Source organism: Klebsiella sp. GW_Kp181 (genome assembly GCF_040062315.1).
Lineage (GTDB): Bacteria > Pseudomonadota > Gammaproteobacteria > Enterobacterales > Enterobacteriaceae > Klebsiella > Klebsiella oxytoca.
Window position 1 is genome coordinate 1 of record NZ_JBEAFR010000080.1, and the last position, 21,694, is coordinate 21,694.

General features: G+C 53.2%; 21 protein-coding genes. 13 read left to right on the forward strand and 8 right to left on the reverse strand.

The features are described 5' to 3' along the window. Positions 1-181 precede the first annotated feature (181 nt). Complete coding sequence (locus ABLV11_RS22020) at positions 182-883, forward strand: FadR/GntR family transcriptional regulator (RefSeq protein ID WP_004107328.1); 702 nt, start codon at positions 182-184, stop codon at positions 881-883. 12 nt (positions 884-895) lie between these two features. Further along, on the forward strand, positions 896-2,293 hold the full coding sequence (gene mdtD / locus ABLV11_RS22025; RefSeq protein WP_004107327.1) for a multidrug transporter subunit MdtD: 1,398 nt from the start codon (positions 896-898) through the stop codon (positions 2,291-2,293). Here mdtD and rbsR read toward each other — a convergent pair. The 7 genes from rbsR to kup form a co-directional block, all read right to left on the reverse strand. Then, positions 2,290-3,273, reverse strand: coding sequence for a ribose operon transcriptional repressor RbsR (gene rbsR / locus ABLV11_RS22030; RefSeq protein ID WP_004107325.1), 984 nt, complete (start codon positions 3,271-3,273; stop codon positions 2,290-2,292). The genes mdtD and rbsR overlap by 4 nt on opposite strands. A gap of 12 nt (positions 3,274-3,285) precedes the next feature. Then, positions 3,286-4,218: a ribokinase gene (gene rbsK, locus ABLV11_RS22035; protein ID WP_172598540.1), complete on the reverse strand. Its 933-nt coding sequence runs from the start codon at positions 4,216-4,218 to the stop codon at positions 3,286-3,288. 98 nt (positions 4,219-4,316) lie between these two features. Further along, positions 4,317-5,207 carry a ribose ABC transporter substrate-binding protein RbsB gene (rbsB, locus tag ABLV11_RS22040; RefSeq protein ID WP_004107321.1) on the reverse strand — a complete coding sequence of 297 codons (891 nt, stop codon included), beginning with the start codon at positions 5,205-5,207 and terminating at the stop codon, positions 4,317-4,319. 27 nt (positions 5,208-5,234) lie between these two features. Further along, entirely contained in the window at positions 5,235-6,200 is a 966-nt protein-coding gene (rbsC, locus tag ABLV11_RS22045; protein ID WP_004855792.1) for a ribose ABC transporter permease, read from the reverse strand. 5 nt (positions 6,201-6,205) lie between these two features. Then, entirely contained in the window at positions 6,206-7,711 is a 1,506-nt protein-coding gene (rbsA, locus tag ABLV11_RS22050; protein ID WP_004107317.1) for a ribose ABC transporter ATP-binding protein RbsA, read from the reverse strand. A gap of 10 nt (positions 7,712-7,721) precedes the next feature. Beyond that, positions 7,722-8,141: a D-ribose pyranase gene (gene rbsD, locus ABLV11_RS22055; protein WP_004116762.1), complete on the reverse strand. Its 420-nt coding sequence runs from the start codon at positions 8,139-8,141 to the stop codon at positions 7,722-7,724. A gap of 182 nt (positions 8,142-8,323) precedes the next feature. After that, positions 8,324-10,192, reverse strand: a complete 1,869-nt coding sequence (gene kup, locus ABLV11_RS22060; protein ID WP_004107313.1) for a low affinity potassium transporter Kup — start codon at positions 10,190-10,192, stop codon at positions 8,324-8,326. A gap of 217 nt (positions 10,193-10,409) precedes the next feature. On the opposite strand from kup, the gene ravA reads away from it, so the two are divergent. Then, on the forward strand, positions 10,410-11,909 hold the full coding sequence (gene ravA, locus ABLV11_RS22065) for an ATPase RavA (protein ID WP_004116756.1): 1,500 nt from the start codon (positions 10,410-10,412) through the stop codon (positions 11,907-11,909). Next, positions 11,906-13,354 carry an ATPase RavA stimulator ViaA gene (gene viaA, locus ABLV11_RS22070; RefSeq protein WP_004107310.1) on the forward strand — a complete coding sequence of 483 codons (1,449 nt, stop codon included), beginning with the start codon at positions 11,906-11,908 and terminating at the stop codon, positions 13,352-13,354. Before ravA ends, viaA begins: the two co-directional genes overlap by 4 nt. Before the next feature lie 7 nt (positions 13,355-13,361). On the opposite strand, the gene asnA is transcribed toward viaA, so the two are convergent. Further along, on the reverse strand, positions 13,362-14,354 hold the full coding sequence (asnA, locus tag ABLV11_RS22075) for an aspartate--ammonia ligase (RefSeq protein WP_126489662.1): 993 nt from the start codon (positions 14,352-14,354) through the stop codon (positions 13,362-13,364). A 152-nt stretch (positions 14,355-14,506) separates the two neighbouring features. On the opposite strand from asnA, the gene asnC reads away from it, so the two are divergent. From asnC to atpH, 9 genes are all read left to right on the forward strand, one after another. Next, complete coding sequence (gene asnC / locus ABLV11_RS22080; protein WP_004107306.1) at positions 14,507-14,965, forward strand: transcriptional regulator AsnC; 459 nt, start codon at positions 14,507-14,509, stop codon at positions 14,963-14,965. Between the two features lie 92 nt (positions 14,966-15,057). Then, a complete protein-coding gene (gene mioC, locus ABLV11_RS22085; RefSeq protein WP_004107304.1) occupies positions 15,058-15,498 on the forward strand; it encodes an FMN-binding protein MioC in 441 nt (146 codons plus the stop codon). A gap of 381 nt (positions 15,499-15,879) precedes the next feature. Next, the gene (mnmG, locus tag ABLV11_RS22090) at positions 15,880-17,769 is read left to right on the forward strand and encodes a tRNA uridine-5-carboxymethylaminomethyl(34) synthesis enzyme MnmG (RefSeq protein ID WP_004116749.1); all 1,890 of its coding nucleotides are present in this window, start codon (positions 15,880-15,882) and stop codon (positions 17,767-17,769) included. A 112-nt stretch (positions 17,770-17,881) separates the two neighbouring features. Next, entirely contained in the window at positions 17,882-18,505 is a 624-nt protein-coding gene (gene rsmG, locus ABLV11_RS22095) for a 16S rRNA (guanine(527)-N(7))-methyltransferase RsmG (RefSeq protein WP_134883391.1), read from the forward strand. Positions 18,506-19,121: 616 nt separating this feature from the next. Beyond that, a complete protein-coding gene (gene atpI, locus ABLV11_RS22100) occupies positions 19,122-19,502 on the forward strand; it encodes a F0F1 ATP synthase subunit I (protein ID WP_004107297.1) in 381 nt (126 codons plus the stop codon). Positions 19,503-19,510: 8 nt separating this feature from the next. Beyond that, complete coding sequence (gene atpB, locus ABLV11_RS22105; protein ID WP_004107295.1) at positions 19,511-20,326, forward strand: F0F1 ATP synthase subunit A; 816 nt, start codon at positions 19,511-19,513, stop codon at positions 20,324-20,326. Between the two features lie 48 nt (positions 20,327-20,374). Then, complete coding sequence (gene atpE, locus ABLV11_RS22110; RefSeq protein ID WP_000429386.1) at positions 20,375-20,614, forward strand: F0F1 ATP synthase subunit C; 240 nt, start codon at positions 20,375-20,377, stop codon at positions 20,612-20,614. 56 nt (positions 20,615-20,670) lie between these two features. Continuing rightward, complete coding sequence (atpF, locus tag ABLV11_RS22115) at positions 20,671-21,141, forward strand: F0F1 ATP synthase subunit B (RefSeq protein WP_004107293.1); 471 nt, start codon at positions 20,671-20,673, stop codon at positions 21,139-21,141. Between the two features lie 14 nt (positions 21,142-21,155). Then, the gene (atpH, locus tag ABLV11_RS22120) at positions 21,156-21,689 is read left to right on the forward strand and encodes a F0F1 ATP synthase subunit delta (RefSeq protein ID WP_004107287.1); all 534 of its coding nucleotides are present in this window, start codon (positions 21,156-21,158) and stop codon (positions 21,687-21,689) included. The last annotated feature ends 5 nt before the right edge of the window (positions 21,690-21,694 follow it).

The window sequence follows — 21,694 nt, forward strand, 5'->3', positions numbered from 1 at the left end:
CGCATTATAGGGAGTAATTACGAAGTGACAAGGGGAAATTTCAAAAAACTTTTCAACCGCCTCTTTTTTCATCATTACGCCGTGTAAAGTAGCAAAAAAGCAGCGTTTTGCCGTTTTAACCAACGAAGCGCGCCGCCAGATGGCATACTGATAAGGTAAAAAAGAGAAAGGAACGGCATTTATGTCTTTAAGCGCACAGCAGTTGGCGGCACAAAAGAACATCTCCTGGGTATTAGCGGAGAAACTAGCTCAAAAAATCCTGACCGGGGAATACCCGCCAGAAAGTATCCTTCCCGGAGAGATGGAACTGGGTGAGCAGTTTGGCGTGAGCCGTACGGCCGTGCGTGAAGCGGTTAAAACGCTTGCGGCGAAAGGGATGCTTTTACCTCGTCCACGGATCGGAACGCGGGTGATGCCCCGCAGCAGCTGGAACTTTCTCGATAAAGAACTACTCGCCTGGTGGTTAACGGAAGATAATTTCGCTGAAGTTGTCGGCCATTTCCTCGTTATGCGCGAAAGCCTGGAGCCCCAAGCCTGTTTTCTGGCGTCAACCTCAGGCACGCCGGAGCAGAAGGCTCAACTCAACGCTTTGATGGAGGAGATGGTTGAGCTAAAGAGGAACTTTCAGCGCGAGCGCTGGATTGAGGTCGATATGGCCTGGCATGAACATATATATGAAATGAGCGGCAATCCTTTCCTGACCTCTTTCGCTTCTTTATTTCATTCGGTCTACCACACCTACTTCACTTCGATTACCCAAAATGAAGTGGTGAAGCTGGATCTCCATCAGGCAATCGTTGATGCCATTCTGGATAGCGACGGCTTGCGAGCGCTGAGCGCCTGCCAGGCGTTGCTGAGTGCCCCCAACCATTCCGACAAATAGTAAAGGTATCGAATGACCAAAAAGAAAGCCCGCAGTATGGCCGGGCTGCCATGGATCGCAGCGATGGCTTTTTTTATGCAGGCGCTTGACGCTACCATTCTGAATACGGCCCTTCCCGCTATCGCCCATAGCCTTAACCGTTCACCGCTTGCGATGCAATCGGCCATTATCAGCTACACGTTGACGGTAGCCATGCTTATCCCGGTCAGCGGTTGGCTGGCCGACCGCTTCGGCACGCGGAAAGTATTTATCATCGCCGTCAGCCTGTTTACCCTCGGTTCCCTGGCCTGCGCGCTTTCCAACTCCCTGATGGAACTGGTTATCTTCCGCGTCATTCAGGGCATCGGCGGAGCGATGATGATGCCGGTTGCGAGGCTGGCGTTACTGCGCGCCTATCCGCGCAGCGAACTGCTGCCGGTACTCAACTTCGTCACCATGCCTGGCCTGGTCGGCCCTATCCTCGGCCCCGTGCTCGGCGGCGTACTGGTGACCTGGGCAAGCTGGCACTGGATATTCCTGATTAATATTCCCATCGGCATTATCGGAATCGTCTACGCTCGCAAGTACATGCCGGATTTCACCACGCCACGACGGCGCTTCGACACGCTCGGTTTTATCCTCTTTGGCCTGAGCCTGGTGCTGTTTTCCAGTGGAATAGAGCTGTTTGGCGAGAAGATTGTCGCCACCTGGATGGCTCTGGCCGTTATCGCCCTGAGCATCGTTTTAATGTGGGCCTATATTCGCCACGCTCGCCGTCATCCCACACCGCTCATTTCGCTATCCTTATTTAAGACGCATACCTTCTCTGTTGGGATCGCGGGAAACCTGGCCACGCGCCTGGGTACCGGCTGCGTTCCGTTCCTGATGCCGCTGATGCTCCAGGTTGGCTTCGGCTATCCGGCGATTATTGCTGGCTGCATGATTGCGCCTACGGCTATCGGTTCCATTATTGCGAAATCAACCGTCACCCAGATACTTCGCTGGTTCGGCTACCGTAAAACGCTGGTTGGGGTCACGGTATTCATCGGCCTGATGATCGCTCAGTTTTCGCTGCAATCTCCGGATCTGTCGATCTGGATGCTGCTGCTGCCGCTATTCGTTCTGGGGATGGCGATGTCCACTCAGTTCACCTCAATGAACACCATCACGCTCGCCGATTTAACCGATGAAAACGCCAGCAGCGGCAACAGCATGCTGGCCGTTACTCAGCAACTCTCTATCAGTCTCGGGGTCGCCGTTAGCGCGGCGGTGCTGAGGTTTTATGAAGGATTTGATAGCGCAAATACCATTGAGCAATTTCATTACACCTTTATTACCATGGGGGCTATCACCGTGGTATCGGCGCTAGTATTTACTTTATTAAGAGCAAAAGATGGCCGCAACCTGATTAAGGAGCGGCATAAGCGTTAGGCTGAGCCACGAACCACCAGCTCAGGCGTTAACTGTACGCGCTGCTGTTTTTGTCCCGGATCGGCCATGCGGTGAATCAGCACATCGATGGCCAGTTCGCCCAACTCATCTTTCGGTTGATGAATTGTGGTTAGCGGCGGCGTCATATAGCGCGCCAGTTCGATGTCGTCATAACCCACCAGCGCCATGTCCTGCGGAATACGCAGGCCGCTCTGGTAAAGGGCCTGATAGGCGCCCACCGCCATCGCATCGTTACCGACAAATACTGCCTGCGGTAGCTCTGACAGCGTCAACAGCGTCTGCATGGCGCTGAATCCGCCGCCAAATTCAAAATCGCTGCTAATCACATATCCTTCCGGTACCGCAAGTCCGGCTCGAGTCATCGCAGCCTGATATCCCTCCAGGCGCAATCGGGCTGGCGTTTTATCCAGCGGACCCGCGATACAGGCAATCCGACTATAGCCCTGGTCAATCAGATACTGGGTCGCCATATCGCCGCCGAGCAGAGAGTTATCCTGAATCAGATCGCTATCGCCGTCGAACGGCGCCCAGTCCATCATCACCGTCGGTACAGAAGGATAGCGCTGCATAATTTCCGGCGAAGGCTGATGAGTTTCAGTGCACAACAGGAGTAAACCATCGACGCGCTTTTGCATCAGCGTCTCAAGATTACGGTTCATCCGCTGCTCATCGCCTTCGGTATTACACAGCACCAGGCTATAGCCTCGCTCAAAGCAGCTACGTTCCACGCCGCGCACCAGCTCCGAATAAAACGGGTTGGTACTGGCGGTAATAAGCATGCCTATAGTGCGGGTTTGGTTTAATTTAAGGCTGCGCGCCAGCGCAGACGGCGCGTAGTTCAGGCTTTTAATCGCGGCGTCGACCTTAGCGGTAATCGCTTCGCTAACGAAACGATCTTTGTTGATGACATGAGAAACCGTCGAAGTGGAAACGCCCGCTATGCGGGCTACATCCTTCATGGTGGCCAAGCGTTACCCCTGTTGACGTAAAAATTCGTCTATTTCTTTTCGCCAGGGCACGGAGGGCTGGGCCCCTTTGCGGGTGACGGCGATAGCGGCGGCGGCATGGGCAAAACGAATCGCCTGCGCCAGTTCACTACCTTCAAGCAGCGCGGTGACCAGCGCACCATTAAAGGTATCGCCAGCGGCTATGGTATCTACCGCCTGCACTTTAAAGCCGGGCACCCGACGACCTTCACCTTCGCAGCTGGCCCATACGCCACGGCTGCCAAGGGTAATGATCACCGTACCGATACCTTTATCATGGAGCACTTTGGCAGCTTTTGCCGCATCATCGTCGCTTTCCACGCGCACGCCGGTGAGCTTTTCCGCTTCGGTCTCGTTAGGGGTAATGATATCTACCAGCGAGAGCAGCTCATCGGGCAATTCACGTGCCGGCGCCGGATTGAGGATGACTGAGGTTTGATTCTGGTGAGCGATTTTCGCCGCGACCAGTACGCTTTCCAGCGGTGATTCCAGCTGCATCAGCAGCGCCTGCGCGCCAGCAATACGCTCTTTTTCCGCATCAACCTGCGCAACGGAGAGCGCGGCATTAGCACCGGCATGAATACCGATAGTATTCTCACCTTCAGCGTTAACAAAAATCAGCGCCACGCCGGTTGATTCTCCGGTGACGGCTCTGACCGGCGAAACGTCAATATTGTCGCTTTCCAGCTGGTGACGAACGCGCTCGCCAATGTCGTCATCGCCGGTACAGGCGATAAAGGAAATATTAGCCCCGCTGCGTCCGGCAGCAACGGCCTGGTTTGCGCCCTTACCGCCAAAAGCGACCTGATAGTGATGACCGGTAACGGTTTCACCAGGCGTTGGGAAGGCGTCGAGATTCAGGATGTGATCGGCGTTGATACTGCCAAGGACGACAAGTTTGCCTGCGGTTTTCATAATCAATATTCCCGGAAAGCGCGCCACCAGGATCCGGTGGCGCATGCCCTGCTTTTCTTTATTATGTTGTCCCTCGGACCGTCGCCGATCCGAATCGCACATTATTGCTTAATGACCAGTTTCAACTCAACCGGGTAGCTGGTATCCACTTTTTCGCCCTTCAGCACTTTATCGGCGGTCTCAACGCCTTTAACGCCGATCTGCTCCGGTAGCTGGGCGATGGTCGCAGCCAGTTTGCCACTATTAACCGCTTTTTCGCCATCCGGCGTGCCGTCAAATCCAACAACCATCACATCAGATTTGCCTGCCGTTTGTAGCGCACGCAGCGCGCCCAGCGCCATTTCATCGTTCTGGGCAAATACCGCCTGCACATCAGGATGCGCCGTCAGCAAGTTCTGCATGACGTTCAGACCCTTGGTACGGTCAAAATCTGCCGGCTGGCTGGCCAGTACGTTAAACTTGTGCGCAGCAACGGCCTGCTGGAAACCTTCACCACGTTCGCGCGCCGCGGAGGTCCCGGCAATGCCTTGTAGTTCAATGATCTTCGCGCTTTCGCCGACTTTCTTCGCGATATAGTCACCGGCCATCTTACCGCCCAGCACGTTGTCAGATGCAATATGGCTTACCACGTCGCCTTTTGACGCCTGACGGTCGAGGGTGATAACCGGAATTTTCGCCTGATTAGCCAGCTTCACGGCGTTACCCACCGCATCGGAATCCGTAGGGTTGATCAGCAGCAGTTTGGTGCCACGAACGGTTAAATCCTGAACGTTAGCCAACTCTTTGGCCGGGTTATTCTGGGAGTCCAGTACCACCAGGTTATAGCCAAGTTTGTCCGCTTCTTTTTGCGCGCCATCCTTCAGCGAGACAAAGAACGGGTTGTTAAGGGTAGAGATAACCAGAGCGATAGTATCTTTTGCCATCGCGTTTGCGCTTACGGTCGCACTTAACGCTACAGCAGAGACCAGGGTCGCCAGTTTTTTCATATTCATAGTTAAGATGTCCTGTAGAGTTCTCAGTTACTGCTTCTTGTTATCTACCAGTACCGCCAGCAAAATGACCACCGCTTTCACGATCATCTGGTAATAGGATGAAACGCCTAATAAATTCAGGCCGTTGTTCAGAAAGCCAAGGATCAACGCACCAATCAGCGTGCCGACAATACGGCCTTTACCGCCCGCGAGGCTGGTACCACCGAGCACCACCGCCGCAATCGCATCCAGTTCATATCCTGTGCCCGCCGTCGGCTGCGCGGAAGAGAGACGCGCGACCTCAATAATCCCGGCCAGCGAGGCCAGCATGCCGCACAAAGAATAGACGATGATTTTAACTTTATTCACGCTGATGCCGGAAAGGCGCGTTGCCGCCTCGTTACCGCCGAGCGCATAAATATAACGGCCCAGGCGAGTATGGTGCAGCATGTACCAGGCGGCCAGGAAAACGATCGCCATAATCCACACCGGCGTTGGGATCCCCAGCGGACGACCAATCCCGAACCAGCCGAACAGATCGGCGTTGTCGGTAAAGCCGGTATTTACCGGGCTTCCATTGGTATACACCATCGTCACGCCGCGCAGCAGCAGCATCATGACCAGCGTAGCGATAAATGCCTGCACGCGCCCTTTCGCCACAATCACGCCGGTCACGGCGCCGATAGCCGCGCCTAATGCCAGCGCAGCGGCCACGGCCACCAGCGCGTTGACCTCAATCCCGACAATTGAAGCAGCAACCGCGCCGGTCAACGCCAGCAGAGAACCGACGGACAGGTCGATACCCGACGTCAGGATAACCAGCGTCATCCCTACCGCCATAATGGCGTTAACTGAAGTCTGCTGCAGAATATTGAACAGGTTATTCACGGTAAAAAAGTTGGGGCTCATGGTCGAGACAATCGCAATCAGCACCAGCAGGGCAATCAGCGATTTTTGCTCCATCAGCCACGCTTTTGTGAAGTAGCGACGACCAGAAACAGCCGGGTTATTCATCTTTTTTACTCCTGATTCACACGATTAAGCTTGCCCACAGCGGCAGCCATCAATACTTCCTGGGTGGCCTGCTCGCGTGTGAATTCACCGCCGAGATGCCCTTCATGCATCACCATGATGCGATCGCTCATGCCCAGCACTTCCGGCATCTCCGAAGAGACCAGAATGATGCTCAGACCTTCGGCTTTGAACTGGTTAATCAGCTGGTATATCTCTTTCTTTGCCCCAACATCCACGCCGCGGGTCGGCTCATCAAGGATCAATACCTTCGGGCGGGTCATCAACCCGCGGGCTATCGCGACCTTCTGCTGATTACCGCCGGAAAGCAGCCCAATGGCCTGCTCCATCGAAGGCGTTTTCACGTTAAACAGGCGGATAAAATCACTCACCGCCTGTTGTTCATCTTTGTGCTTGAGACTACCGCCGCCGCGGCTGAAGTAACGCAGCGCGGTCAGCGACATGTTTTCTTTAACCGACATGCCGAGCACTAAACCGTCGCGCTTACGGTCTTCTGAGATGTAGACGATTCCGTTGGCCAGACCATCCTGCGGGGAGCGCGTAACAACTTCGCGTCCATCCAGCGTGACCGAACCGCTGCTGCGCGGCAGCGCACCGTACAGTACCTTCATCAGCTCGGTGCGCCCGGCGCCCATCAGCCCGGCGACGCCGAGAATCTCGCCCTGACGCAGAATAAAGGAGATATTTTCCACGCCCGAACCGCACAGGTTGTCGACCTTAAGACGAACAGCGCCCGGGGCTTTGTCCAGATGCGGGTACTGATCTTCCAGCTTACGGCCGACCATCATCTCAATCAGCAGATCTTCATCCAGACTGGCCACTTCACGCTCGGCGATAAACTGCCCATCGCGAAATACCGTGACGTCATCGCAAATCTCGAAGATCTCTTTCATACGGTGGGAGATATAGACAATACCGCGCCCCTGCGATTTCAGTTCGCGGATTACGCGGAACAGGGATTCGGTCTCGGTGTCGGTCAACGCATCGGTGGGCTCATCCATAATGATGACCTTCGACTCAAAGCTCAGCACCTTAGCGATCTCAACCATTTGCTGATCGCCTATCGATAAATCCCCCACCAGCTTCTGGCTGTTAAAACGCAGATTCAGCTTTGCCAGCAGCTTATCGGCTTCGGCGTACATCGTTTTCCAGTCTATTTTGCCAAAGCGATTCACAAATTCACGGCCGAGGAAAATGTTCTCGGCGATCGTCAATTGGGGGATCAGGTTTAGCTCCTGGTGGATGATGCCAATTCCGGCTTCCTGAGAAGATTTGGGACCGTTGAAGGTGGTCTCTTTACCCAGCCACAGCAGCGAACCGGCATCGCGGGAGTAAATGCCGGTCAGCACTTTCATCATCGTGGATTTACCGGCGCCGTTTTCCCCGACCAGCGCCATCACGCGGCCCGGATATACGTTTAGCGAGGCGCCGGAGAGCGCCTTGACGCCAGGGAACGATTTATCGATCCCTTTTAATTGCAATAAGGCTTCCATAGCGGCGACCTCAGAACGTCACGCCGGCACAGAGAATAACGTTCGCATACGGGGAACATTCCCCGCTGCGAATCACCGCCTGACTATCTGCGGTTTCTTTTTTGAACTGCTCATGGCTGGTGTAACGAATTTCAATGGTGTTTCCCTGGTGTTGCTGCAGCTGCTCAAGATGATTGAGCAACGTCGCGTGGAGCTGCGGATTAAGCGTTTTAATCTCTTCCGCGAGGATAGCCGCTTCAACCTGCATTTCGCTCGTCACCACCTCCAGAACCTGCATAAAGGAGGGCACCCCGTGGGTTAACGCCATATCGATACGGGCGCTGCTGCGGGGAACAGGTAACCCGGCATCGCAAACTACCAGCGTATCGGTATGACCCAGGCGGGAGATGACCGACGAAATTTCAGCATTGAGGACGGTACCTTTTTTCATTTTCTCTTTTACTCCACTAGCGAAACGTTTCGCTGGTATAAGTATTAGCAATAAGAGAACAGAAAACCATCACCAGATGTGAGAATTGTGATCGTCATCGAAACGTTTCGCAAGTCTGAAGAGTTAAAACCAGAAGCGTTCAAATAAACAAAAAGCCCTTCATCAAGAAGGGCTTTAGCGCATCAGATTTCAACCTGGGTGCCGAGCTCAATAACCCGGTTCGGCGGAATTTCGAACTGGTCAGGCGCTCGCAGAGCGTTGCGCTGCAGCAGAAGATAAAGCTTGCCGCGCAGGCGCAGGTACCATGGCCGCTTGCCAATGATCAGCGACTCATGAGACATAAAGAAGGAGGTCTCCATCATCCGGCAGCTCAGGCCTTCCAGCCCACAGCGGTGGAAAACCTCTTCGACATTCGGCGTTTCCCGCCAGCCGTAGCTGGCTACGACGCGCCAGAACGACGGCGAAATCTGCTCAATCTGTACGCGACGAACGTTATGCACGTACGGCGCATCTTCAGTACGCAGCGTGAGCAAAATCACCCGCTCGTGCAGCACCTTATTATGCTTAAGGTTATGCAACAGCGCGAAAGGAATGACGTTCAGCGCCCGCGACATATAGACGGCGGTACCCGGAACGCGGACCGGCGGCGATTTCTCCAGAGAAGAGATCATCGCTTCCAGAGAATTACCGTGCTCATGCATCCGACGCAGAAGGCGGAAACGCTCGCTTTTCCAGGTGGTCATGATGGTAAACATCACCAGGCCGAGGGTCAGAGGCAGCCAGCCGCCGGAGACGATTTTATCGAGGTTCGCGGAGAAGAGCGGGATATCAATGCACATAAAGGCAACCAGCAGCAGCGCCACAACGAACTTATTCCAGTGCCAGTTTTGACGCGCTACCGTCGTGAACAGAATGGTGGTCAGCACCATCGTCCCCGTCACCGCAATACCGTAGGCCGCCGCCAGATTCGAGGAGTGCTCAAAGTTAACAATGACGATGACCACCGAGATATAGAGCAGCCAGTTGATAAACGGAATATAAATCTGCCCGGACTCCATTTCCGAAGTATGAATAATCCGCATCGGCGACAGGTACCCCAGGCGCACCGCCTGCCGGGTTAGCGAGAAGACGCCGGAGATAACCGCCTGTGAAGCGATAACCGTCGCCAGGGCGGCAATAATCAGCATGGGAATGAGCGCCCACTCGGGCGCCAGCAGAAAGAACGGGTTTTTAATCGCTTCCGGGTGTTTGAGCAGCAGCGCGCCCTGACCAAAGTAGTTAAGCACCAGTGAAGGCAGTACTACCGAAAACCAGGCCAGGCGAATCGGCAGTTTACCAAAATGCCCCATATCCGCGTACAGCGCCTCCACGCCGGTAATCGACAGCACTACCGCGCCCAGCGCCACAAATGAGACGGTTTTATATTCGAGGAAGAAGTGTACCGCCCAGTAAGGATTCAGTGCCTGCAGCACTTCCGGGTTAGCAAAGATACTGCGCGCGCCCAGTACCGCCAGCAGCAGGAACCAGATCAGCATAATCGGCGCGAACAGCTTACCGACCATGCTGGTACCGTGCTTTTGAATGGCAAATAGCAGCGTCAGAACGATGATGGATATGGGGACCACCCACGTATCCAGGTCCGGGGCGATAATTTCCAGCCCCTCTATCGCCGACATCACCGAGATGGCAGGCGTAATCACCACCTCGCCATAAAAGAAGCTGCCGCCGATAAGCCCAAGGATCACCAGGATGGAGGTTGCGCGCGCGGAGGTGTTTCGCCCCGCCAGCGACATTAACGTCAGGATCCCGCCTTCGCCGGCATTGTCTGCCCGCATCACGAAGGTGATGTATTTGAGTGATACGGTGAGAATTAATAGCCAGAAAATGAGCGACAGGAAGCCAAAAACAGCATCACGCTCAACGCCAAAGCCAAACTGGCCGGACAGACATTCACGAAGTGTATACAGTGGACTGGTACCGATATCGCCGTATACCACGCCGATTGCCGCCAGCGTTATTGCCGGCAGCGATTGCTTATTATCAGTGCTCATAGACTAGTCTTTTCGTTTATAAAACAAATGTGTGCCTAGTCCCTTGGCCCACAAAAAGCGCACAGTATGCACGATTATTTGCTGAATCGTACCCCTAACTGACATCATCTTAACCTGACTCAAAGAAAATAAATCGATTCTTCAGGCTATTACCACCCCTAAGCAAACATCTATACTCGACCTAACAACGACATTCTAAAAAGCACGCAACTCTATTATGGCTCAATCACATTTACTGGCAGAAAGAATTTCCCGGCTCAGCGCCGCTCTGGAAAAAGGACTCTTCGAACGCAGCCACGCCATTCGCCTTTGCCTGCTTGCCGCACTCAGCGGCGAGAGCGTTTTTCTGCTGGGTCCACCGGGCATCGCCAAAAGTCTGATCGCCCGACGCCTAAAATTCGCCTTCCAGCAGGCTCGCGCATTTGAGTACCTGATGACGCGTTTTTCCACGCCGGAAGAAGTTTTTGGCCCGCTCTCCATTCAGGCGCTAAAAGATGAAGGACGCTACGAGCGTTTGACCGCGGGTTATCTTCCGGAAGCCGAAATTGTTTTCCTCGATGAGATCTGGAAAGCTGGCCCGGCGATCCTCAATACGCTGCTGACGGCAATAAACGAACGCCATTTCCGCAACGGGGCAACCGAAGAAAAAATCCCTATGCGCCTGCTGGTGGCGGCGTCGAACGAACTCCCCGAAGCAGACAACAGCCTGGAGGCGCTATACGATCGGATGCTTATCCGTTTATGGCTGGATAAGGTTCAGGATAAAACCAACTTCCGCTCAATGCTGATAAGCCAGCAGGACGAGAACAGTAACCCCGTCCCGGCGAATCTACAGGTCAGCGACGAGGAGTTTCAGCAATGGCAGCAGGATATCGGCAGCGTTAAGCTGCCGGACAGCGTTTTTGAACTTATTTTCCAGCTGCGCCAGCAGTTAGATACGCTGCCGAACGCGCCGTACGTCTCAGATCGTCGGTGGAAAAAAGCCATTCGTCTGCTGCAGGCCAGCGCCTTTTTCAGCGGCCGCGACACTATCGCGCCAATAGACCTGATCCTGCTGAAAGATTGCCTGTGGCACAATATTGAGACGATGAACCTGATGTCCGCGCAGCTGGAGACCTTAATGACCAGCCACGCCTGGCAGCAGCAGGCGATGCTCACTCGCCTGGGGTCGATTATCCAACGACGTATTCAGCTTCAACAGCAGCAAAGCGATAAAACCGCGCTAAAAGTAAACCGTCTTGGCGGTATGTTCAGCCGTAAACCTCATTATGAACTGCCCGCTGAAGTGCAGGAACCCACGCTGACGCTGCTCCTCCAGCAGCCGCTTAAGCTGCACGACCTGGAAGTGATTCATATTACGTTTGTTCGTGAAGAGCTTGCTCACTGGCTGGAGAAAGGGGGTGAGATTCGCGGCAAGCTCAACGGTATCGGTTTTGCCCAGCCGCTGAATATGGATGTCGATACCAGCCAGCATCTGGTCGTGCGCGATGTCAGCTTACAGGGGTCGCGACTTTCCCTGCCCGGTAGCGAATCGCGGGAAAATATGCCGGCCGAAATCCGGCAGCAGCTGGAAGCGCTGGACGACGAATGGCATCAGCAACATAACCGCTTCAGCGAACAGCAGAAATGTCTGTTTATTCCCGGTGAGTGGCTGGGACGCATTGAGGCCAGCCTGCAGGACGTCGGAACGCAGATTAAACAGGCGCGTCAGTCATGACGCTGGACATGCTGAATGTCATGCTGGCAGTCGGCGAAGAGGGTATGATCGATGAGATGCTGCTGGCGCTGCTGGCGGCACCTCAACTGGCGGTATTCTTTGAAAAATTCCCGCGCCTAAAAAATATTATCGCCGCCGACATTCCGCGCTGGCGGGAAGCGGTCAGATCGCGACTCAAAGAGACCAATATCCCCCCCGAGCTGGATGCGGAGGTTCAGTGTTATCAGCAATCACAGCGGCTTTCTACCTCGCAGTTTATCGTCCAGCTTCCGCAAATTTTGAGCCAGCTGCATAAGCTGCACTCCCCTTTTGCCAGCCAGGCCCAGCAGCTGGTGGATAACAACAGCACCTTTACGCCAGCGCTGCACACGTTATTCCTCCAGCGCTGGCGCCTGAGCCTGGTGGTGCAGGCAACCTCCCTTAATCAGCAACTGCTGGATGAAGAGCGCGATCAGCTACTGAGCGAAGTTCAGGAACGCATGACCCTCAGCGGCCAGCTGGAGCCGGTGCTGGTGGAAAATGACAATGCGGCGGGGCACCTGTGGGACATGAGCGCTGGCGAGCTGAAGCGAGGCGACTATCAGCTGATCGTGCGCTACGGCGACTTTCTAAGCCAACAACCCGAGCTCATGCAGCTCGCTGAACAGCTGGGACGCTCACGTGAAGCGAAAGCGGTGCCGAAAAAAGATGCGCCGATGGAAACCTTTCGCAGCCTGGTGCGCGAACCGGCCACCGTACCGGAGCAGGTGGACGGGCTTCAGCAGAGCGACGATATTCTGCGTTTGTTGCCGCCAGAGCTGGCTACCCTCGGTATCACCGAGCTGGAGTTCGAGTTCTATCGTAAGCTGGTTGAAAAGCAGCTGCTGACCTATCGGCTTCACGGCGATGCGTGGAAAGAAAAGATCACCGAACGGCCGGTCACTCGCCAGGATTTTGATGAACAGCCGCGCGGACCCTTTATCGTCTGCGTCGATACTTCCGGCTCAATGGGCGGTTTTAATGAACAGTGCGCCAAGGCGTTTTGTCTGGCGCTAATGCGGGTCGCTCTGGCGGATAACCGCCGCTGCTTTATTATGCTGTTTTCCAGCGAGGTGGTGCATTACGAACTTACCGGCCCGCAGGGGCTGGAACAGGCGATCCGCTTTCTGAGCCAGCGCTTCCGTGGCGGCACCGATCTGGCCAGCTGTTTTCGGGCAGTGATTGAGCGTATGCAGAATCCGCAGTGGATCGATGCCGATGCGGTAGTCATTTCAGATTTTATCGCACAGCGCTTGCCGGATGAGGTGATCAATAAGGTGGGAGAGCTACAGCATAAACATCAGCATCGCTTTCATGCGGTGGCGATGTCGGTACACGGCAAGCCCGGTATTATGCGCATTTTCGATCATATCTGGCGCTTTGATACCGGGCTGCGTAGCCGCCTGCTGCGACGCTGGCGGCGCTAATCACGCATTAAAGAAGAGCGGCAACGCTTTGACGAACCTGGGTTGGCCACACGCCGCACTGCACCTGGCCGATATGGTCAAGCTGCAGGAGCAGCATCGTCAGACGAGACTGACCAATGCCGCCACCGATAGTCTGCGGCATCTCTCCGCGCAGCAGCGCCTGGTGCCATTCCAGCTGCAGGCGATCTTCATCACCGGTAATCGCAAGCTGGCGCTTCAGCGCTTCGGCATCCACGCGGATCCCCATTGAAGAGAGCTCGAAGGCATCTTCCAGAACCGGGTTCCATACCAGAATATCGCCGTTCAGACCGGCATAGCCTTCAGCAGCCGGCGTGCTCCAGTCATCATAATCCGGCGCGCGAACATCGTGGCGCTGACCATCGGAAAGCTTGCCGCCGATGCCGATCAGGAATACAGCCCCCAGCTCTTTAGCAATCGCCCGTTCACGACCTTTGGCATCAAGATCCGGATAGCGACTTAAAAGCTCCTCGCTATGAACAAACTGGATCGTCCCCGGCAGAAACGGCTTGAGGCCAAATTCTTTACTGACGGCGTCTTCGGTAGCTTTGATCCCGGCATAGATCGCTTCAACGGTCGATTTCAGCGTTCCGCAGTGGCGTTCTCCGTCACCCATTACGCGCTCCCAGTCCCACTGGTCAACGTAAACGGAATGGATGGGCGTTAATCGGTCTTCATCGGGGCGAAGGGCCTTCATGTGCGTGTACAGCCCTTCGCCCGCGCTGAAGTCGTGTTGTCCCAGGGTTTGACGCTTCCACTTCGCCAGTGAATGAACCACTTCGAACTGGGCGTCTGGCAGTGTTTTCACTTTAACCTGAACCGCTTTTTCGCAACCAGAAAGGTTATCCTGAGTTCCATCGCCCACGCGGCTTAAGATCGGCGCCTGAACTTCGATCAGGCCGAGCTTCTCTTCAAGCTGACGGGAAAAGTGTGACTTAACGAAACTAATCTGGCGTTGTTTTGCGATGTATGCGGTTTTCATTTTTTATAACTCCTGCGTCCTGTTGCCATTGATTAAGCAACAAAACAGCGCTGCAATTCAATAATCCCACAACAAAAAGCCTGCATCGATTTTGATTCATTAAAATTTGAGGCTAAAATAGAAAGATTCGTCAAACTTCATAAGAAAAACCTATGGAAAATTATCAGATCGACAATCTGGACCGAGGCATCCTTGAGGCCTTAATGGCCAACGCGCGCACCGCTTATGCTGAACTGGCAAAACAGTTTGGCGTCAGTCCGGGAACCATTCACGTTCGCGTGGAGAAGATGAAGCAGGCCGGAATTATCACTGGCGCACGCATTGACGTGAGCCCAAAGCAGCTGGGCTACGATGTGGGATGTTTTATCGGCATCATTCTGAAAAGCGCCAAAGACTATCCCTCGGCGCTGGCGAGGTTAAACAGTCTGGATGAGGTTACCGAAGCGTATTACACCACCGGGCACTACAGTATCTTTATAAAAGTCATGTGCCGATCGATCGATGCGCTCCAGCATGTACTTATCAACAAGATCCAAACAATTGATGAAATTCAGTCCACCGAAACGCTGATCGTGCTGCAAAACCCGATCATGCGTACCATCCGCCCGTGAACGGACTATTTAATCCCACATTTTTCCACAGGTAGATCCCAGCTCGCTCACAGCGTACAATACGCCACTCTGGAAAAGTGGAGCGGGCGATCATGGCAGAGATAACTCTTATCAGCGGCAGTACGCTGGGTAGCGCAGAATATGTGTCAGAACATCTGGCGGAAAAGCTGGAAGAGGCTGGTCACAGCACGACTATTCAGCACGGCCCGCTGATTGACGATCTACAGGCGGAAGGGATCTGGCTGGTTATCTCTTCTACTCATGGCGCCGGCGACATTCCCGATAACCTGCTGCCTTTTTATGAAGCGCTTCAGGAAAAGCAGATCGACCTTTCTGCGGTCCATTTTGGCGCAGTCGGTATCGGTAGTCGTGAATATGACACCTTCTGCGGAGCGATTGATAAGCTGGAGTCGGCGCTGAAGGCCTGCGGGGCAAAACAGATTGGCGAAACGCTAAAAATTAACGTCCTCGAACATGAAATTCCGGAAGATCCGGCTGAGGTCTGGCTGGGATCCTGGCAAAAATTGCTCTGAGAATTGTAAAGATCATACTTTCTTCTGTGGATAACTATGCTTAAAAGCTTGGATCAACCGGTAGTTATCCAAAGTATAACCGTAGACTGATTTTTGTGCTGTGTATAACCCTTCATTTTGATCCCAGCTTATACGGACCAGGATCACCGATCATTCACAGAAAGCGATCCTTCTTAAACGATTGATCTTAAATCGTGGATCCGACTTATCCACAAGACAAGCCGATCCTAATAAGAGATCACAATAAAACAGATCTCTAAATAAAAGATCTTCTTTTTAATACTCAGGATCCCGGCGCTTTCTCGAAAGACGAAAGTTGAGTAGAATCCACGGCCCGGGCTTCAATCCATTTTCAAACCGCTTTATGCGAGGCATACCACCATGTTTTATCAGGATCCTTTTGACGTCATCATCATTGGCGGGGGTCATGCAGGCACTGAGGCCGCAATGGCTGCAGCGCGAATGGGTCAACAGACTCTGCTTTTGACACACAATATCGACACGCTGGGGCAAATGAGCTGCAACCCGGCAATTGGCGGCATTGGGAAAGGACACCTGGTAAAAGAAGTGGATGCGCTTGGCGGCCTGATGGCGAAGGCCATTGACCATGCCGGTATCCAGTTTAGGATACTAAACGCCAGCAAAGGCCCAGCCGTACGGGCGACTCGCGCTCAGGCCGATCGCGTGCTTTATCGGCAAGCCGTACGCACGGCCCTGGAGAATCAGCCTAATTTGATGATCTTCCAGCAGGCCGTTGAAGATCTGATTGTTGAGAACGATCGCGTGGTGGGTGCTGTTACCCAGATGGGGCTTAAATTCCGCGCCAAAGCGGTAGTGCTGACCGTAGGGACATTCCTCGACGGTAAGATCCATATCGGACTCGATAACTACAGCGGCGGTCGCGCAGGCGATCCTCCGTCGATCCCGCTGTCCCGCCGTTTACGTGAACTGCCGCTACGCGTCAGCCGCCTGAAAACCGGTACCCCACCGCGTATTGATGCGCGGACCATTGATTTCAGCGTTCTGGCTCAGCAGCACGGCGACGATCCAATGCCGGTTTTCTCGTTTATGGGGAATGCTTCCCAGCACCCGCGTCAGGTACCATGCTATGTCACGCATACCAACGAGAAAACCCACGACGTGATCCGCAATAACCTCGATCGTAGCCCGATGTATGCCGGCGTGATTGAAGGGATCGGCCCTCGCTACTGTCCTTCGATCGAAGACAAGGTGATGCGTTTTGCCGATCGTAATCAGCATCAGATCTTCCTCGAGCCGGAAGGACTGACGTCGAACGAAATTTATCCAAATGGCATCTCCACCAGCCTGCCGTTTGATGTCCAGATGCAAATCGTCCGCTCAATGCAGGGGATGGAAAATGCAAAAATCGTTCGCCCCGGCTACGCTATCGAGTACGATTTCTTCGATCCGCGTGACCTGAAACCAACGCTGGAAAGTAAATTTATCCATGGCCTGTTCTTTGCAGGCCAGATTAACGGCACTACCGGTTATGAAGAAGCGGCCGCTCAGGGCCTGCTGGCAGGCCTGAACGCAGCCCGCTTCTCTGCCGAAAAAGAGGGATGGGCGCCGGGTCGCTCCCAGGCCTACCTTGGCGTTCTGGTGGACGATCTGTGTACGCTCGGTACCAAAGAGCCGTACCGCATGTTTACTTCACGTGCGGAATACCGCCTGATGCTGCGTGAAGACAATGCCGATCTGCGCCTGACTGAGCAAGGCCGTGAACTGGGTCTGGTAGATGATGAACGCTGGGCGCGTTTCAACGAGAAGCTTGAGAGTATTGAACGTGAACGTCAGCGCCTGAAATCCAGCTGGGTAAATCCGCTGGCGGAAAGTGCCGCTGAAGTTAACGCACAGCTGACGGCGCCTTTGTCTCGCGAAGCTAACGGTGAAGATTTGCTCCGTCGTCCGGAAATGACCTACGAACAGCTGGTGAAAATGTCGCCATTCTCGCCGGGTCTTGAAGACAAGCAGGCCGCGGAACAGGTTGAGATTCAGGTAAAATACGAAGGCTACATCGCGCGCCAGCAGGATGAGATTGAGAAACAGCAGCGCAATGAAAACACGTTGCTGCCTGCCACGCTTGATTATCGCCAGGTGAATGGGCTGTCGAACGAAGTCATTGCTAAGTTGAACGACCACAAGCCGTCTTCAATAGGGCAAGCATCGCGTATTTCCGGCATTACGCCTGCGGCAATCTCGATTTTGCTGGTGTGGTTGAAAAAGCAGGGAATGCTGCGCCGTAGCGCCTGACTTTCCCTGAACGATACATTTGGCGGATAGCGCATAAGATATCCGCCTGGTTTATATCCAGCCCGGTAAGCGCGTCGCCTCCGGGCTCATTGTTTTTAAACAGGTACCGAACGTGATCAACAAACTTTCTCGTCTGCTTGATGAAGCGGGTATTTCACTTACCGATCACCAGAAAAATCAGCTGGTCGCCTATGTAGGCATGCTGGATAAGTGGAATAAGGCCTATAACCTGACCTCGGTTCGCGATCCGGATGAGATGCTGGTACGCCACATTCTCGATAGCATTGTTGTTGCGCCATTCCTTAAAGGAACGCGTTTTATCGATGTGGGTACCGGACCGGGTCTGCCGGGGATTCCGCTGGCTATCGTACGCCCTGAATCTCATTTCACCCTGCTGGATAGCCTCGGTAAACGAGTACGTTTCCTGCGACAGGTCCAGCATGAGTTAAAACTGGATAACATCACGCCGGTACAAAGCCGCGTGGAAACGTTTCCGGCTGAACCGCCGTTTGATGGCGTGATCAGCCGCGCTTTTGCGTCGCTGAATGATATGGTGAGCTGGTGCCATCATTTACCGGCGCAGGACGGTCACTTCTATGCGCTCAAAGGGTTAGCGCAAGAAGATGAAATGGCCAATCTTCCGGAAGGGTTTGCCATTAGTGATGTTTTCGAACTGCATGTTCCTCAGCTGGATGGTGAGCGTCACCTTGTGGTGATCCAGCCAAAAATGATTTAATTTTTATCAAAAAATGTGAAAAAAAGCCGGGTTGTGCATGTTACAAAAATAAAAGTCACGGCAGGGTAGTATCGGACAAGATTTAACCTTGTCTTTACCATGGTTTTTCTTTCGGTTAACTTTGCGCTGTTGCTTTACCAGGAGAATAGTCAACATTGAAAATATCAGTACGCTAAAAATCTCGCTGCTTGCACTTTATACTGATGTTAAATTTTTATTATGAATGTCAATAAAAGGTTTTTATTGTATATGGGATTGTTTTAGAAAGAATACCCACTTTTTATGTTGAATATCAATTGGATAAAAAATTGAGTTTTATGTACAGAATTAATTCGATTTCACGAAAAATGTTTATTATGTGATCTGATGCACGCTTTAATAGCCGTGTTTTCGCGGTATTTGCAGTTTTGCATGACGGCTCACAGATTGGTGAAATGCATGAAAAGTTGTCAGTCGGAAAATAATTAAACATTTATTCACTATTTTGCTACTTATTGTTTGAAATCACGGGGCGTCACCGTATAATTTGTCCGCTTTTTGATGCTTGACTCTTCGTCTTAAAGGACGTTTTATACGACACGCGACATACCTCGAAGGGAGCAGGAGTAAATACGTGATGTCAGTGTCGCTCTTGAGTCGAAACGTTGCTCGTAAGCTTCTGTTTATTCAGTTACTGGCGGTAATAGCAAGTGGACTGCTGTTCAGCCTCAAAGACCCTTTCTGGGGCATCTCCGCCGTTAGCGGAGGTTTGGCGGTTCTTTTGCCAAATATGATTTTTATGATTTTTGCCTGGCGTCATCAGGCGCATACACCTGCTAAAGGCCGAGTGGCCTGGACCTTCGCTCTCGGCGAAGCTTTCAAGGTGTTGTTGACCTTCGCCCTTCTGGCGGTGGCGCTGGCGGTTTTCAAAGTGGTGTTTTTGCCGCTGATAGTGACGTGGGTTTTGGTGCTGGTGGTACAAGTTCTGGCGCCAGCTGTAATTAACAACAAAGGGTAAAAGGCATCATGGCTTCAGAAAATATGACGCCGCAGGAATACATAGGACACCATCTGAATAACCTTCAGCTGGACCTGCGTACTTTCTCGCTGGTGGATCCGCATAACCCCCCGGCCACCTTCTGGACGCTCAACATTGACTCCATGTTCTTCTCGGTGGTGCTTGGTCTGTTGTTCCTGCTTATGTTCCGTAGCGTAGCCAAAAAGGCGACCAGCGGCGTACCGGGAAAATTCCAGACCTTTATCGAGATGATCATCGGCTTCGTCCATGGCAGCGTTAAAGACATGTACCACGGCAAGAGCAAGGTTATCGCTCCGCTGGCCCTCACCGTGTTCGTTTGGGTATTCCTGATGAACCTGATGGACCTGCTGCCTATCGACCTGTTGCCATACATCGGTGAACACATTTTCGGCCTGCCAGCACTGCGCGTGGTTCCGTCTGCGGACGTCAACATCACCCTGTCGATGGCACTTGGCGTGTTTATCCTGATTCTTTTCTACAGCATCAAAATGAAAGGCGTGGGCGGGTTCGTTAAAGAACTGACCCTGCAGCCGTTCAATCACTGGGCGTTCATTCCTGTCAACTTAATCCTTGAGGGGGTAAGCCTGCTGTCTAAACCTGTATCTCTGGGTCTGCGACTGTTCGGCAACATGTATGCCGGTGAGCTGATTTTCATTCTGATTGCTGGTCTGTTGCCGTGGTGGTCACAGTGGGTTCTGAATGTGCCGTGGGCCATTTTCCACATCCTGATTATTACGCTGCAAGCCTTCATCTTCATGGTTCTGACGATCGTCTATCTGTCGATGGCATCTGAAGAGCATTGATTTTTTACCAACATACTACGTTTTAACTGAAACAAACTGGAGACTGTCATGGAAAACCTGAATATGGATCTGCTGTACATGGCTGCCGCTGTGATGATGGGTCTGGCGGCAATCGGTGCTGCGATCGGTATCGGCATCCTCGGGGGTAAATTCCTGGAAGGCGCAGCGCGTCAACCGGATCTGATTCCTCTGCTGCGTACTCAGTTCTTTATCGTTATGGGTCTGGTGGATGCTATCCCGATGATCGCTGTAGGTCTGGGTCTGTACGTGATGTTCGCCGTCGCGTAGTAAGTTGTTCGAAAGAAACCTAAGCCACAGAGTTATTTTTTAAGAGGTATTGTGCTGTGAACATGAACGCAACAATCCTCGGCCAGGCCATCGCGTTTGTTATCTTCGTATGGTTCTGCATGAAGTATGTATGGCCGCCGTTAATGGCTGCCATCGAAAAGCGCCAGAAAGAAATTTCTGACGGTTTAGCTTCTGCAGAACGCGCTAAGAAAGATTTGGACCTTGCACAGGCCAACGCGACCGACCAGCTGAAAAAAGCGAAAGCGGAAGCCCAGGTAATCATCGAGCAGGCGAACAAGCGTCGCTCTCAGATTCTGGACGAAGCCAAAGCTGAAGCAGAACAGGAACGCACTAAAATCGTCGCACAGGCGCAGGCTGAAATCGATGCCGAACGTAAACGTGCTCGCGAGGAGCTGCGTAAGCAGGTCGCTATCCTGGCTGTTGCTGGCGCCGAGAAGATCATCGAACGTTCCGTGGATGAAGCTGCTAACAGCGACATCGTGGATAAACTTGTCGCTGAACTGTAAGGAGGGAGGGGCTGATGTCTGAATTTGTAACGGTAGCTCGCCCCTACGCCAAAGCAGCTTTTGACTTTGCCGTCGAACACCAAAGCGTAGAGCGCTGGCAGGATATGCTGGCGTTTGCCGCTGAAGTGACTAAAAACGAACAAATGGCAGAGCTACTCTCTGGCGCGCTGGCGCCGGAAACGCTCTCTGATGCGTTTATCGCGGTTTGTGGTGAGCAACTGGACGAAAACGGTCAAAACCTGATTCGGGTAATGGCTGAAAATGGTCGTCTGAATGCGCTCCCTGATGTTCTTGAGCAGTTCATTCACCTGCGCGCTGCCAGTGAGGCAACCGCAGAGGTAGAAGTTATTTCTGCCGCTCAGATGAGCGAAGAACAGCTTGCGAAAATCACCAGCGCGATGGAAAAACGTCTGTCACGCAAAGTTAAGCTGAATTGCAAAATCGATAAGTCTGTAATGGCAGGCGTTATCATCCGTGCGGGTGATATGGTCATTGATGGCAGCGTACGCGGCCGTCTTGAACGCCTTGCAGACGTCTTGCAGTCTTAAGGGGA

Bases quoted from the DNA above. Each gene is read 5' to 3' on its own strand.
- ABLV11_RS22020 (WP_004107328.1), top strand. From the start codon at position 182: ATGTCTTTAAGCGCACAGCAGTTGGCGGCACAAAAGAACATCTCCTGG.
- mdtD (WP_004107327.1), top strand. From the start codon at position 896: ATGACCAAAAAGAAAGCCCGCAGTATGGCCGGGCTGCCATGGATCGCA.
- rbsR (WP_004107325.1), bottom strand. From the start codon at position 3,273: ATGAAGGATGTAGCCCGCATAGCGGGCGTTTCCACTTCGACGGTTTCT.
- rbsB (WP_004107321.1), bottom strand. From the start codon at position 5,207: ATGAATATGAAAAAACTGGCGACCCTGGTCTCTGCTGTAGCGTTAAGT.
- rbsC (WP_004855792.1), bottom strand. From the start codon at position 6,200: ATGAATAACCCGGCTGTTTCTGGTCGTCGCTACTTCACAAAAGCGTGG.
- rbsA (WP_004107317.1), bottom strand. From the start codon at position 7,711: ATGGAAGCCTTATTGCAATTAAAAGGGATCGATAAATCGTTCCCTGGC.
- rbsD (WP_004116762.1), bottom strand. From the start codon at position 8,141: ATGAAAAAAGGTACCGTCCTCAATGCTGAAATTTCGTCGGTCATCTCC.
- kup (WP_004107313.1), bottom strand. From the start codon at position 10,192: ATGAGCACTGATAATAAGCAATCGCTGCCGGCAATAACGCTGGCGGCA.
- ravA (WP_004116756.1), top strand. From the start codon at position 10,410: ATGGCTCAATCACATTTACTGGCAGAAAGAATTTCCCGGCTCAGCGCC.
- viaA (WP_004107310.1), top strand. From the start codon at position 11,906: ATGACGCTGGACATGCTGAATGTCATGCTGGCAGTCGGCGAAGAGGGT.
- asnA (WP_126489662.1), bottom strand. From the start codon at position 14,354: ATGAAAACCGCATACATCGCAAAACAACGCCAGATTAGTTTCGTTAAG.
- asnC (WP_004107306.1), top strand. From the start codon at position 14,507: ATGGAAAATTATCAGATCGACAATCTGGACCGAGGCATCCTTGAGGCC.
- mioC (WP_004107304.1), top strand. From the start codon at position 15,058: ATGGCAGAGATAACTCTTATCAGCGGCAGTACGCTGGGTAGCGCAGAA.
- mnmG (WP_004116749.1), top strand. From the start codon at position 15,880: ATGTTTTATCAGGATCCTTTTGACGTCATCATCATTGGCGGGGGTCAT.
- atpI (WP_004107297.1), top strand. From the start codon at position 19,122: ATGTCAGTGTCGCTCTTGAGTCGAAACGTTGCTCGTAAGCTTCTGTTT.
- atpB (WP_004107295.1), top strand. From the start codon at position 19,511: ATGGCTTCAGAAAATATGACGCCGCAGGAATACATAGGACACCATCTG.
- atpE (WP_000429386.1), top strand. From the start codon at position 20,375: ATGGAAAACCTGAATATGGATCTGCTGTACATGGCTGCCGCTGTGATG.
- atpH (WP_004107287.1), top strand. From the start codon at position 21,156: ATGTCTGAATTTGTAACGGTAGCTCGCCCCTACGCCAAAGCAGCTTTT.